Annotated in this window: 13 protein-coding genes; 9 read left to right on the top strand and 4 right to left on the bottom strand. The window is 75.0% G+C overall.

The features are described from left to right. Positions 1-36 precede the first annotated feature (36 nt). The 4 genes from BSB02_RS27705 to BSB02_RS27690 all read left to right on the top strand — a co-directional run bounded on the left by BSB02_RS27705 (position 37) and on the right by BSB02_RS27690 (position 3,259). The gene (locus BSB02_RS27705; RefSeq protein ID WP_158088737.1) at positions 37-732 is read left to right on the top strand and encodes an AfsR/SARP family transcriptional regulator; all 696 of its coding nucleotides are present in this window, start codon (positions 37-39) and stop codon (positions 730-732) included. Positions 733-886: 154 nt separating this feature from the next. Further along, the gene (locus BSB02_RS27700; protein ID WP_084963485.1) at positions 887-1,573 is read left to right on the top strand and encodes a gamma-glutamyl-gamma-aminobutyrate hydrolase family protein; all 687 of its coding nucleotides are present in this window, start codon (positions 887-889) and stop codon (positions 1,571-1,573) included. A gap of 10 nt (positions 1,574-1,583) precedes the next feature. Next, positions 1,584-2,501, top strand: a complete 918-nt coding sequence (locus tag BSB02_RS27695; protein ID WP_084963484.1) for an alpha/beta hydrolase — start codon at positions 1,584-1,586, stop codon at positions 2,499-2,501. Then, entirely contained in the window at positions 2,489-3,259 is a 771-nt protein-coding gene (locus tag BSB02_RS27690) for an enoyl-CoA hydratase/isomerase family protein (RefSeq protein WP_084963481.1), read from the top strand. Before BSB02_RS27695 ends, BSB02_RS27690 begins: the two co-directional genes overlap by 13 nt. Here the strand turns inward: BSB02_RS27690 and BSB02_RS27685 are convergent. Together BSB02_RS27685 and rfaE2 are read right to left on the bottom strand one after the other, a co-directional pair. Next, positions 3,256-4,290: a glycosyltransferase family 9 protein gene (locus BSB02_RS27685; RefSeq protein ID WP_240506682.1), complete on the bottom strand. Its 1,035-nt coding sequence runs from the start codon at positions 4,288-4,290 to the stop codon at positions 3,256-3,258. The genes BSB02_RS27690 and BSB02_RS27685 overlap by 4 nt on opposite strands. 11 nt (positions 4,291-4,301) lie before the next feature. Then, positions 4,302-5,702 (bottom strand): D-glycero-beta-D-manno-heptose 1-phosphate adenylyltransferase, encoded by a 1,401-nt coding sequence (gene rfaE2, locus BSB02_RS27680; RefSeq protein ID WP_084963477.1) that lies wholly within the window; start codon positions 5,700-5,702, stop codon positions 4,302-4,304. A gap of 77 nt (positions 5,703-5,779) precedes the next feature. On the opposite strand from rfaE2, the gene BSB02_RS27675 reads away from it, so the two are divergent. Both BSB02_RS27675 and BSB02_RS27670 read left to right on the top strand, forming a co-directional pair. After that, positions 5,780-6,340 carry a hemerythrin domain-containing protein gene (locus tag BSB02_RS27675; protein ID WP_084963475.1) on the top strand — a complete coding sequence of 187 codons (561 nt, stop codon included), beginning with the start codon at positions 5,780-5,782 and terminating at the stop codon, positions 6,338-6,340. Next, positions 6,337-6,762: a DUF6098 family protein gene (locus BSB02_RS27670; protein ID WP_084963473.1), complete on the top strand. Its 426-nt coding sequence runs from the start codon at positions 6,337-6,339 to the stop codon at positions 6,760-6,762. Before BSB02_RS27675 ends, BSB02_RS27670 begins: the two co-directional genes overlap by 4 nt. 15 nt (positions 6,763-6,777) lie before the next feature. Here the strand turns inward: BSB02_RS27670 and BSB02_RS27665 are convergent, their stop codons facing one another. Beyond that, positions 6,778-7,959 (bottom strand): acyl-CoA dehydrogenase family protein, encoded by a 1,182-nt coding sequence (locus BSB02_RS27665; protein ID WP_084963471.1) that lies wholly within the window; start codon positions 7,957-7,959, stop codon positions 6,778-6,780. A gap of 9 nt (positions 7,960-7,968) precedes the next feature. Beyond that, on the bottom strand, positions 7,969-8,565 hold the full coding sequence (locus tag BSB02_RS27660) for a class I SAM-dependent methyltransferase (RefSeq protein ID WP_084963469.1): 597 nt from the start codon (positions 8,563-8,565) through the stop codon (positions 7,969-7,971). A 107-nt stretch (positions 8,566-8,672) separates the two neighbouring features. Between BSB02_RS27660 and BSB02_RS27655 the strand changes: the two genes are divergently transcribed. From BSB02_RS27655 to BSB02_RS27645, 3 genes are read left to right on the top strand one after another with little or no spacing between them, the layout of a single operon-like run. Further along, positions 8,673-10,241 carry a sensor histidine kinase gene (locus BSB02_RS27655; RefSeq protein WP_240506681.1) on the top strand — a complete coding sequence of 523 codons (1,569 nt, stop codon included), beginning with the start codon at positions 8,673-8,675 and terminating at the stop codon, positions 10,239-10,241. After that, on the top strand, positions 10,238-10,918 hold the full coding sequence (locus BSB02_RS27650; protein ID WP_084963467.1) for a response regulator: 681 nt from the start codon (positions 10,238-10,240) through the stop codon (positions 10,916-10,918). Before BSB02_RS27655 ends, BSB02_RS27650 begins: the two co-directional genes overlap by 4 nt. A 54-nt stretch (positions 10,919-10,972) precedes the next feature. Then, entirely contained in the window at positions 10,973-11,563 is a 591-nt protein-coding gene (locus BSB02_RS27645; protein ID WP_084963465.1) for a phosphoribosylanthranilate isomerase, read from the top strand.

Genomic DNA, 11,563 nt, shown 5'->3' with positions numbered 1-11,563 from the left:
GTGTATCAAACCGGCGGGATGCGGCTCATAGCTTGCATGAGCCTGTACGTCAGATGCTTCGCCGACTTCGCGATCGAGGTCGACGGCGTTCCGCTCGACCTGTCGCCCCTGCGCCGGCGCGCCCGCACGCTGCTGCGGCTGCTGGCCATGCACGCCGGCCGGCCGGTGCACCGCGAGAGCGCGATCGAGGCGTTGTGGCCGGAGGTGCGCCTGGCCACCGCGCGGCGCGGGCTGCACGTCGCCGTCTCCACGCTGCGCGGCTTCCTGGCCGCCGGGACCGGGCACCCGCTGATCGGCCGGGTGGACGAGGCCTACCGGCTGGAGCTGCCGCCGGGCGCCGCCTGCGACGTGGCGCTGTTCCGCGCCGCGATCGCCGGGGCCGGGCGCGGGGAGCGTGCCGCCGGGGCGCTGCGCGAGGCGGTCCGCCTGTATGCCGGGGACCTGCTGCCCGAGGACGGCCCGGCCGAGTGGGTCACCCGCGAGCGGTCGGCGCTGCGCCACCAGGCCGCCGGCGCCGCCGCCCGCCTGGCCGCCCTGGAGCTGGAGCGCGGCGCCTTCGCCGAGGCCGCCGAGGCGGCCGCCCGCTGCCTGCAGGTCGACGAGTACCACGACGCGGCCTGGCGGCTGCTCATCGAGGCCAACCGCCGCCGCGGCGACCTCATGGGCCTGGCCCGGGCACGGCGCGACTACGCCCTGGCGCTGGCCGCCCTGGAGGGCTCCCACGAGGCGTGAGAAGGGACGTCTTCACATACGCGCCCCCCGGAATCGAGTTTTGGTGACAATACCGAAATAGAGTGCGCCATGATGGGCCTGGTGCCCCTGTTCCGGCCCGGCGGCCGGCACACCCGAGGTCGCACGGTTCTGGAGAGCACGGCCTGGAGAGCGCATGTCCCGTCCACTGATCGGTATCACCGCCTACCACGAGGCCGCCAGGTGGGACACCTGGGTCAGGGAGGCGGTGCTGTCGCCCCCGGCGTACGCCAAGGCGGTCGAGCGGGCCGGCGGCGCCCCGGTGATCCTGCCGCCGATCGGCCTGAAGGCGGTCGAGGACTACGTCCGCACCCTGCGGGGCCTGGTGCTGGCGGGCGGCACGCCGGTGGGCGCCGACACCTACGGCGAGCCCCACGACGAGCGCCTGCCGGACCCGCAGCCCGGCCGCGACCGGTTCGAGCTGGCCCTGGCCCGCGCCGCGATCCAGGCCGGCCTGCCGATCCTGGCCATCGGCCGCGGCATGCACGTGCTGAACGTCGCCCAGGGCGGCACGCTCATCCCCTGGCTGCCCGACGTGGTCGACCACGACAGGCACGGGGAGCCGGGCGCGCGCCACGTCATCCAGGTGAGCGTCTCCAGCAAGCTCGGCAAGGCCGTGGGCGACCGGGTGGAGGTGGTGGCGCCCCACGAGCAGTCGGTGCGCCGCCTGGGCGCCGGGCTGCTGGCGGTGGCCTGGGCCGACGACCAGATCGTCGAGGGCATCGAGCTGCAGGGCCACCGCTTCGGCGTGGGCGTGCAGTGGCACCCCGAGCGCGATCCCGACTCCCGGGTATTCGAGCACTTCGTCGAGGCCGCCCGCTAGATTTTGCGCTATGCACCCACAGGCAGCGGCCTTCGTCGCCCGCTACCCCTCCGACCTCAACACCGACCTGTCCGTGCTGGACCTGGACGCCATCCGCGAGATGCGCGCCCACGACGGGTTCGCGCTGCAGCGCGGCCCCAGGCCCAGGCTGCCGCTGGTCCGCGACGAGTTCGTCGAGCACGTGCCGGTGCGGATCTACCGGGCCGACCCTGGGCAGGAGGCTCTTCCGGTGGTCGTCTACTTCCACGGCGGCGGCTGGGTGTTCGGCAGCGTGCGGCGCAACGACGCGCTCGCCCGCGACCTGGCCATCCGCACCGGCGCCGTGGTGGTGTCGGTGGACTACCGGCTCGCCCCGGAGCACCCCTTCCCCGCCGCGGCCGAGGACGCCTGGAGCGTGGTGCGCGACCTGTTCGCCCGCCCGGCCTTCTACCAGTGCAACGGCACGGTCGCGGTGATGGGCGACAGCGCCGGGGGCAACCTGGCCGCGGTGGCCGCCTGGCAGGCCAGGGACGCCGGGCTCACGCTCGCCCACCAGGTGCTGGTCTACCCGATCACCGACGTGGCCATGGACACCCCCAGCTACCGGCACTTCGCCAGCGGCTTCGGCCTGGACGCCGAGGAGATGGCCTGGTTCGTCCGCCAGTACGCCGCCGGCGCCGACCCGGCCGACCCGCGCCTGTCCCCGCTGCGGCTGGCCTCCTTCGCCGGCCTGCCGCCCGCCACCGTGGTCACCGCCGAGTGCGACGTGCTGCGCGACGAGGGCGAGGCGTACGGCACGCGCCTGGCCCAGGCGGGCGTCCCGGTGGAGGTGCGCCGGTTCAACGGCGCGGTGCACAGCTTCTTCGCCCTGCCCGGCTTCTTCGACCAGGCCGCCCAGGCCCGGGAGTACGTCGCGGACCGGCTGAAGGGAGCCCTGTGGGACAGCTGAGGACCGACACCCCCGCCGAGGGGGTGCTGAGGATCACCATCAGCCGGCCGGGCCGGCTCAACGCCGTCGACATGACCGGCCACCGGGAGCTGGCCGAGATCTGGCCCGAGGTGGACCGCGACGACTCGGTGCGCGCCGTGGTCGTCACGGGCGAGGGCGAGGCGTTCTCCGCGGGCGGCGACCTGTCCATGATCGAGGAGATGATGCGCGACCACGCCACGCGGATGCGCGTCTTCGCCGAGGCCCGCGACATCGTCTACAACGTCGTCAACTGCTCCAAGCCGATCGTTTCGGCCATCCGGGGACCGGCCGTGGGCGCCGGGCTGGCGGTGGCGCTGCTGGCCGACATCTCCGTCGCCGGCCGTACCGCGAAGATCATCGACGGGCACACGCGGCTGGGCGTGGCCGCCGGCGACCACGCGGCGATCGTCTGGCCGCTGCTGTGCGGGCTGGCCAAGGCCAAGTACCACCTGCTGCTGTGCGAGCCGGTGACGGGCGAGCAGGCCGAGCGCATGGGCCTGGTCAGCCTGTGCGTGGACGACGAGCGGGTCCAGGAGGTGGCGCTGGAGCTGGCCGTACGGCTGGCGCAGGGCTCGGCCGAGGCGATCAGGCTGACCAAGTACGCGCTGAACAACTGGCTGCGCCAGGCCGGCCCCGCCTTCGACGCCTCCCTGGCCATGGAGTTCCTCGGCTTCACCGGGCCGGATGTGGCCGAGGGCGTCCGCGCCCTGCGCGAGAAGCGCCAGCCGCGTTTCTAGGAGGCTTCCAGAAGCTGGACGGCCTGCTCCAGCACCGACTCGACCGGCACGTCGGTCACCCACGGCACGTCGTGCGGGCACCGCTCGGCCGCCGGTTCCAGGCTGCCGGCCCCGCACACCGGGCAGGCCGGCGTCCAGGAGACCAGCGGCCGGTGCCGCGCCCGGCTGATGGGCCCGTGGTTGATCAGGTTGACCATCCAGTAGACCGACACCGTCGGGGTGCCCACCGCGGCGGCCAGGTGGCGCGGCCCGGTGTCGTTGCCCACCAGCAGGTCGCACCGCTGGTAGAGCGCGGCCAGCCCGCCCAGGCCGAGCGTCCCGGCGACCGGGATCGCGGGCGCGCGCATCGCCTCGCACGTGCGCAGCACCAGCTCCCGCTCCGCCTCACTGCCGGTCACCACGACGGGCCGCCCCAGAGCGTCGGCGACCGCGGCGAACCGCTCGGGCGGCCAGCGCCGCCGCGGGTCGGAGGCGCCCGGGTGCACCGCCACCGCGCCGCGGGGCACCTCGCCCACGACGCGGTAGGCCTCGGCCCGGTCGGCGGCGGTGACGCGGACGCGCGGCTCCAGGCCGGCGGTGCGGGCGCCGACCAGGGCCGCCACCTCCAGGTAGCGCAGCGTCTCGTGGTGGTAGGGCAGGTACGGCAGCCACCGGTCCAGCCGCTCGGCGTCGGGGGTGCACAGCCCGGCGGTCACCCGCGCCCCGAGCTTGCGGACGAACGGGTTGGACTCGCGGCCGCCGCCGTGCAGCTGCACCGCCAGGTCGAAGCGGCGGGCCCGCAGCCGCTCGCCCGGCGGGGCGGCCAGCGGGTCGGGCGGCAGCGCGACCACCTCGTCCACCGGCCCCGGCCGCCCGGTGAGGAAGTCGCGGTGCCAGGCCAGGCCGAGCAGCGTGATCCGGGCCGCCGGGTAGGCCGCGCGCAGCGCCTCCAGCGCGGGCAGGGCCAGCAGGAAGTCGCCGATCGCGTTGGCGCGCAGCACGGCGATGCTACGGACATCGGGAAGCGCGTCGGGGACTGCCCCGGAAGGCACGCCGGGCTCGGTCACCGGCCGCCTCCCAGCCGCTCGATGATCGCGGTGGTCGAGCGGTCGGGCACGTAACCCACCACCCGCACCTCGCCGCCCAGCGCCTCCACCACGGGCGTCTCGGGCAGCATCTCCCGGGTGTAGTCGCCGCCCTTGACGTAGACGTCGGGGCGGAACATGCGGATCAGCCGCTCGGGGGTGTCCTCCTCGAAGCTGGTCACGTAGTCCACATCGGCCAGCGCCGCCAGCACCGACATGCGGTCCTCGCAGCCGTTGACCGGCCGGCCCGGCCCCTTCAGCCGCGACACGCCGGCGTCGCTGTTGACCGCCACCACCAGCACGTCGCCCAGCGCCCGCGCCTGCTCCAGGTAGCTGACGTGGCCCCGGTGCAGCACGTCGAAGCAGCCGTTGGTGAACACGATGCGCTCGCCCCCGCGCCGGTGCGCGTCCAGGCGCCTGGCCAGCCGCTCGGGCGTCAGCACAGCCTGATCCTGCTGCCGCAGCGCCCGCAGCAGCTCGTGCCGGGTGCAGATCGCGGTGCCCGGCCTGCGGACCACCACGCCGGCCGCCGCCTGCGCCGCGTCGGCCGCCTCCTCCGGCGTGGCGCCCTCGGCCAGCCACAGCGCGAAGGCCGCGGCGTAGGTGTCGCCCGCCCCCGTGGTCAGGTGCGGCGGCGCGGGCTCGGCATAGGTCCGGTACGGCTCCCGCCCCGCCGCGTGCACCAGCGCGCCGTCGCCGTCCAGCGTGGTGACCACGATCCGCGCCCCGGTCGCCTCCAGCAGCCGCTCTGAGCGCGACAGCAGGAACCCGACGCGGTCGGCGTCGTCGCCCTCCTCCTCCAGCAGGCGCAGCGCCTCGGCGTAGTTGGGCAGCACCACCGTGGGGGAGAGCGGGCGCCAGGGTGCGAGGGTGTGCGCGTCGACCACCAGCTGGCGCGCGCCGGCCAGCGCCTGCCGTACCGCCGGCGTGCACACGCCGCCGCCGTAGTCGCAGGCGATCACCAGCGCCGCGCCCGGGACGTGCTCGCGCAGCCACGCCACCAGCCGCTCCTCGGCGGCGCGGGGCAGCGGCGCGGCGTCCTCCTCGTCGTAGCGGGCCACCATCTGCCCGCTGGTCACCAGCCGGTTCTTGTGCGCGGTGCGCCTGCCGGGCACGGTCAGCAGCTCGGCTCGCACCCCCCGCATGGCCAGCGCCCGCGCCAGCGTGGCCGCGTGCTCGTCGTCTCCCACCGCGCCGGCCAGACGCACCTCGGCCCCCATCGCGGCCAGGTTGGCGGCGGCGTTGCCCGCGCCGCCCGGCATGTTCTCCACCTTCTGGACGCTCACCACCGGGACCGGCGCCTCCCGCGCCATGCGCCTGGCCGGGCCCGCCAGCCAGGAGTCCAGCATCACGTCTCCGACCACGACGGCCTCAGTCATAACCAAGCGACTACCGAGCGAAGCGGTTCCCAAACGCGATGGCGGGTAGGGGCACCCTCCGCGAAGGAAGGAACGCCATGGCAGACAACGACAAGGACGTCATCGACCTGCTGCTGTCGCAGCATGAGGAGATCAAGAGGCTGTTCGCCGAGGTGGAGGCCGCCCCGGTGGACGCCAGGGCCGAGCCGTTCCAGCGGCTGGTGCGGCTGCTGGCCGTGCACGAGACGGCCGAGGAGGAGATCGTCCACCCCTACGCCCGGCGCAAGCTGGCCACGGGGGACGCGGTGGTCGACGAGCGCCTGGCCGAGGAGAACGCGGCCAAGGACATGCTGACCCAGATGGAGAAGGCGGGGGTGACCGACCCGCAGTTCGCGGCCAACCTGCGGACGCTGAAGTCCGCCGTCGTGGCGCACGCCGAGGCTGAGGAGCGGGAGGAGTTCGTTCAGCTGCGTGCCCAGACGAGCGAGACGGAGCGGCGCGCGATGGCCGCCGGGGTGAAGGCGGCCGAGGCGCTGGCGCCCACGCACCCGCACGCGGGCGTGGAGACCGCCACCGCCAACGTGCTGGTGGGCACGCCGGTGGCCATCATGGACCGGGCCAGGGACGTCATCCGCAAGGCGATGGGGAAGCAGAGCTGACTGGGCACCTGCCGACGATCGACTCGCTGGAGGAGCTGGAGGCCCTGGTCGCCCGGCGGCCGGGCCTCTACCTGCGCTACTCGCACGGCCCGGACCGGGACGGCGAGGGGCCGAGCAAGGACTACGAGAGCGGTCTGGAGCTGCCGGGGCTGTCGGTGACCGTGCTGGACGCCGAGCGGTGGTGGACCAGGCCGCTGCGCGACTGGCTGGCCAGGCAGGTGTGCAAGTACGCCGGCCTGGCCGAGGCCGACGAGGAGCGCCGCCCCTGGGTGCTGGCCGGCCGCGTCGTCGCCCGCGGCCCCGACCACGAGCCGCTGCTGGTCGACGTCGAGCCGGTCGCGTGGCTGTCGGACGCCCTGGTGGAGCAGGCGCGTGCCCACTACCACGCCGTCTTCGACGCCGGGCGCGACTCCACCGACTGAGGGACCGGCCGGCGGTCAGAAGCTCCTCGGCAGCCCGAGCACCTGGGTGGCGAGGTAGTTGAGCAGCAGCTCCTCGGTCACCGGGGCGACGCGGCCGATGCGGGCGTCGGCCAGTAGCCGGGCCACCGGGTACTCCAGCGAGTAGGCCATGCCGCCGTGCGTCTGGAACGCCGCGTCGGCCGCCTCCCAGGCCGCCTCGGAGGCGGCGAGCTTGGCGATGTTGGCCTCGGTGCCGCAGGGCAGCAGCCGGTCGAAGGACCAGGCGGCCTTGTAGAGCATGAGCCTGGCCAGCTCGATCTTGGCCTTCACCCGGGCCAGGGGGAAGGCGATGGCCTGGTTGGCGCCGATGGGGCGGCCGAAGACCTCCCGCTGCCTGGCGTAGTCGACGGCGACCCGCAGCCCGACCTCCGCGCCGCCCAGCGCGCTGGCGGCCAGCAGGACGCGCTCGGGGTTGAGGATGTCCCACAGCACCGCCGCGCCCTGGTCGACCTCGCCGACCACGTTCGCGGCCGGCACCCGCAGGTCGTCGATGAACACCATGTTGGAGGGCGTGGTGTTGGCGCCCATCTTGGGGATGGGCCGGTAGGACAGCCGCCCGGCGGCCACCGCCTCCGGCACGTTGACCAGCAGGACCGTCAGGCCGTGGGTGCGCGGCCGGGCCTCGGCCGCCGGGACGGTCCGGGTGACCAGCAGCATCCACGTGGCCCGCTGCACGCCCGTGATCCAGATCTTCTGCCCGTTGACGACGAAGTCGCCGCCGTCGCGGCGGGCGGCGGTGGTGATCGCCAGGGAGTTGGAGCCGGCGTCCGGCTCGGTGAGCGCGAAGCACGTCTCGATCTCGCCGGTGGCCAGCTTCGGCAGCAGCTCGCGCTTCTGCTCCGCCGTACCGTGCCTGGTGAGGGTCAGCGCGCCGAAGCCCGGGGTGAGGACGTAGGTGAAGGCCGAGCCGCCCGCGGCGCCGGAGGCCGCCAGCGTCTCGGTGGCCACCGCCAGCTCCAGCAGGCCCTGGCCGCCTCCGCCGTACTCCTCCGGCACGGCCAGCCCCAGCCAGCCGCCCTTGGCCAGCTCCGCCCAGACCTCCTCGGGCCAGCACTTGTCGGCCTCGCAGCGCTGCCAGTAGTCCATGTCGTAGCGGGCGCAGATGTCGGCGATGCCGCGTTGCACGGCCTGGGCGCTCTCGGGCAGGGTGAAGTCCATACGCGCATGCTAGAACGAAGTTCTGGGGCGGCGCGCGTGGAAGACGAACGCCGGAGGCACGTTGCGCCACACGGTACGGCCGGGCACCACCTCCTCGAACCGCTCGGCCAGCAGCGACCGGAAGCGCCGCGCGGCCGGCAGCGGGACGGCGTGCAGGTAGGAGAAGGTGGTGAACGCCCCGCCCGGCGCCAGCGCGGCCGTCACGGCGTCCATCAGCCGGCGCTGCAGCAGCGGCGGGAAGGCCGCCCACGGCAGGCCGCTGACCACCACGTCCGCGCCGGGCAGGCCGCGCACCGCCAGCAGGCTGGGCAGGGCGGCGGCGTCCCCCCGGACCACCTCCGCGCCGGGGAACCGCGCGGCCAGCAGCCCGGCCAGCCGCTCGTTGAGCTCCACGGCCAGGTGGTGGCCCCGGCCCGCGAGGCGGCGCTGGATCGCCGCGGTGAACGGGCCGGTGCCGGGCCCGAGCTCCACGACCACCGGCTCGCCCCGTTCCGGCACCGGCGCGCACACGGCCTCGGCGAGCCGGGGAGAGCTGGGCGCCAAGGCGCCGATGGTGGCGGGGGAGCGGAGGAACTCCCCGAAGAAGACGGCTGCGTCGTTGGGCATGCCATGACGCTAGGGGCGCCGCCGTACCGGGCGGATCTTACTTCCGGTCGCGGTCGCGGCCAGTCGGAGGAGGCGGCGGTCCTGCTCCGGGGCGATACGGTGAGGCCATGCGCTGGCGAACGGTGTGGGCCGACCTGCTGATCGCCGCCGCCGCCGTCGGCCTGGACCTGCTGGTGTCCGGCCAGGCCATGGGCGGGTACGGCGCCGCCTACTCCCTGGTCGTGGGCGCGCCCATGGCGCTGGTCAGGCGGGTGCCGGTGCCGGTGAGCCTGGTCATGGCGTTCCTCGTGCTGCTGTTCGACCAGGTCAGCCCGTTCACCGCGAACACGGCCGAGATCCTGCTGTTCGTGGCCATCGGCGTGGCCGCGCACCGGCACGGCTGGCCGCTGGTGGTGCCCGTGGTGGCCGCCGGCGCGGCGGCCACGGCCTTCAACATCGCCGACCCCGGCGTGGGCTGGACCGCCTCCACCTACGTCTACGCCGTGATCATCCCGCTGGTGCCCGCGGTCATCGGACTCTACCTGCGCGGCCCCGCCGGACGGCTGGACGAGCCCGACATCACCCCCGACATCCTGCTGGCCGGCGCGGGCGTGGCCCTGGCCGTGCTCGGCACCTGGCCGGACTGGCACAGCGGCGCGCTGCCGGTCTGGGCCAACGGCACCATGGTCGTCCTGGCCGGGCTCGCGCTGGGCGTGGCCAGGCGGCTGCCCGGCCTGGTGGTGCTGGCCGAGGGGCTCCTGCTGTGGGTCGTCGACACCTACGCGCCGGAGGTCACCAACATCGTCATGTCCCTGGCGCTGATCGCCGTCGGCGTCTTCGCCATGCGGGTGCGTTCCTGGCTGTGGACTGGGCTGGTGTACGTGGCCTCCTGCGCCCTGGCCAGCCTGGCCGTCGTCGACGGCGACACCGAGGTCACCCCCTTCCGCGTCGCCATAACGCTGCTGCTGGTGCTGTCGCCGGTGACGATCGGCCGCTACCTGGGCGCCCGCCAGGCGGCCCGGGAGGCCGAGCGGCTGCGCGCCCGCGAGTCCGAGCGGCTGGCCGTCGCCCAGATGCGCGCCGACCGGCTCGCCGAGCGCGAGCGCATCGCCCGCGAGGTCCACGACATCGTCGCCCACCACGTCGGCGCGATGGTGCTGCGCGCCAACGCGGCCCGCTACGCCTCGCCCGACGGTCCCGTCGCCGAGGCGCTGGCCGACATCCGCGACACCGGCCACCAGGCGCTGGAGGACCTGCGCGGCCTGCTGGCCGTGCTGCGCGACCCCGGCGAGCCCGAGCTGGTGACCGATCCCGCCGACGTGCTCAGGGAGTCGGCCGAGCGGGTCGCCGCCGCGGGCCTGCGGGTCGAGCTCGAGGTGGACCCCGAGGTGGAGCGGGCGCCGCTGGTCGCCCGCGCCTCGGCCGCCCGCATCGTCCAGGAAGGACTGACCAACGTGCTCAAACATGCCGGACCGGGAACCCACGTCCGGGTACGGCTGGCCGCCACCGGCCAGGGACTCGACGTCGAGGTCAGCAACGACCGCCCGCCCGGCCCCCGCCAGGCGCTGCCCTCCTCCGGCCAGGGCCTGGCCGGCATGCGCGAACGCGCCCGCGCCCTGGGCGGCACGCTGACCGCCGGCCCCGACGAGCGCGGCGGCTGGCGCCTGGCCGCCACCCTGCCGGCGGGCCGCTCATGATCCGCGTCCTGGTGGCCGACGACCAGGCGCTGGTCCGCGCCGGGGTCACGATGCTGCTGCGGGCGGCCGGCGACATGGAGGTGGTCGCCGAGGCCCAGGACGGCGCCGAGGCGGTACGGCTGGCCGAGCTCCACGCCCCCGACGTGATCCTCATGGACCTGCGCATGCCCCGCGTCGACGGGCTGGAGGCCGCCAGGCGCATCCTCGCCGCCCGGCCCAGCGCCCGCATCGTCGTGCTGACCACCTTCGCCGAGGACGCCAACCTGTACGCCGCGCTGCGCGTGGGCGCCCTCGGCTTCCTGGTCAAGGACGACGAGCCCGAACGCATGGTCGAGGCCGTGCGCCGGGCGGTGGCGGGCGAGCAGCTGCTCGCGCCCAGCGTGCTGCGCCGGGTCGTGGAGCGGGCCCTGGCCGCCGAGCCGCAGCGGGAGGCCGAGCCGGCGGCCGTGCTCACCGAACGCGAGCTCGACGTGCTCGCCCTGGTCGGCGCGGGCCTGTCCAACGGCGAGATCGCCGACGCCCTCCACGTCGGGATCACCACGGTCAAGTCCCACATCGGGGCGGCCATGGACAAGCTGGGCCTGCGCAACCGGACCCAGGCCGCGGTGGTGGCCCACCGGATGGGCCTGGTCGACCGGGACTTCCGGCCCAGGCGCGGCCTGTCGCCGTCCGCCTGACGGCGACAGGCCGCTCCGCCGTACGGCGCGCGCGGGCACGGGTAGGCTCGTGGCGTGTTCGTGAAGATCTGCGGGCTGCGCGAGCCCGAGCACATCGAGGCGGCCGTCGAGGCCGGCGCCGACGCCGTCGGCTTCATGCTCACCGCCAGCCCGCGCCGCGTCTCGCCGGAGCGGGCGGCCGAGCTGGCCGCCCTGGTGCCGCCCCATGTGCTGACCGTCGGGGTGTTCATGGGGGAGAGCCCCGAGGAGATACGGCAGGCGGTCACGGCCGCCGGGTTGCGGGGGATCCAGTTGCACGGCAGGCATCCGCATGCGGACTTCACGGCGTTGAAGGACCTGGGGGTCACGCTGGTTCGTGCCGTGCCGCCCGACGCCGACCTGCGGTGCGGGGCCTACGACGAGGACCTGCTGCTGGTCGACGCGCCCAAGGCGGGAGGGGCGGGGGAGCCGTGGGACTGGGCCGCCGTCCGCGGCCGGGCATCCGGCCGCTGGCTGCTGGCCGGCGGGCTCGCCCCGGACAACGTCGGGCGGGCCATCGAGGCGGCCCGGCCCTGGGGGGTGGACGTGTCCAGCGGCGTCGAGGTGGCCAGGGGCGTCAAGGACGCCGGGCTGATCCGCGCGTTCGTGGCCGCCGCCCGCGCCTGA

The organism is Thermoactinospora rubra, assembly GCF_002093975.1.
Taxonomy (GTDB): domain Bacteria; phylum Actinomycetota; class Actinomycetes; order Streptosporangiales; family Streptosporangiaceae; genus Nonomuraea; species Nonomuraea rubra_A.
The sequence above is the reverse complement of the archived record's forward strand: the minus strand, read 5'-3'. Positions and strand labels throughout refer to the sequence as shown.

Excerpts from the sequence above, each read along its gene's own strand:
- BSB02_RS27650 (WP_084963467.1), top strand. The coding sequence starts at position 10,238 with ATGATCCGCGTCCTGGTGGCCGACGACCAGGCGCTGGTCCGCGCCGGG.
- BSB02_RS27665 (WP_084963471.1), bottom strand. The coding sequence starts at position 7,959 with ATGGACTTCACCCTGCCCGAGAGCGCCCAGGCCGTGCAACGCGGCATC.
- BSB02_RS27695 (WP_084963484.1), top strand. The coding sequence starts at position 1,584 with ATGCACCCACAGGCAGCGGCCTTCGTCGCCCGCTACCCCTCCGACCTC.
- BSB02_RS27705 (WP_158088737.1), top strand. The coding sequence starts at position 37 with ATGAGCCTGTACGTCAGATGCTTCGCCGACTTCGCGATCGAGGTCGAC.
- BSB02_RS27675 (WP_084963475.1), top strand. The coding sequence starts at position 5,780 with ATGGCAGACAACGACAAGGACGTCATCGACCTGCTGCTGTCGCAGCAT.
- rfaE2 (WP_084963477.1), bottom strand. The coding sequence starts at position 5,702 with ATGACTGAGGCCGTCGTGGTCGGAGACGTGATGCTGGACTCCTGGCTG.
- BSB02_RS27700 (WP_084963485.1), top strand. The coding sequence starts at position 887 with ATGTCCCGTCCACTGATCGGTATCACCGCCTACCACGAGGCCGCCAGG.
- BSB02_RS27655 (WP_240506681.1), top strand. The coding sequence starts at position 8,673 with ATGCGCTGGCGAACGGTGTGGGCCGACCTGCTGATCGCCGCCGCCGCC.
- BSB02_RS27660 (WP_084963469.1), bottom strand. The coding sequence starts at position 8,565 with ATGCCCAACGACGCAGCCGTCTTCTTCGGGGAGTTCCTCCGCTCCCCC.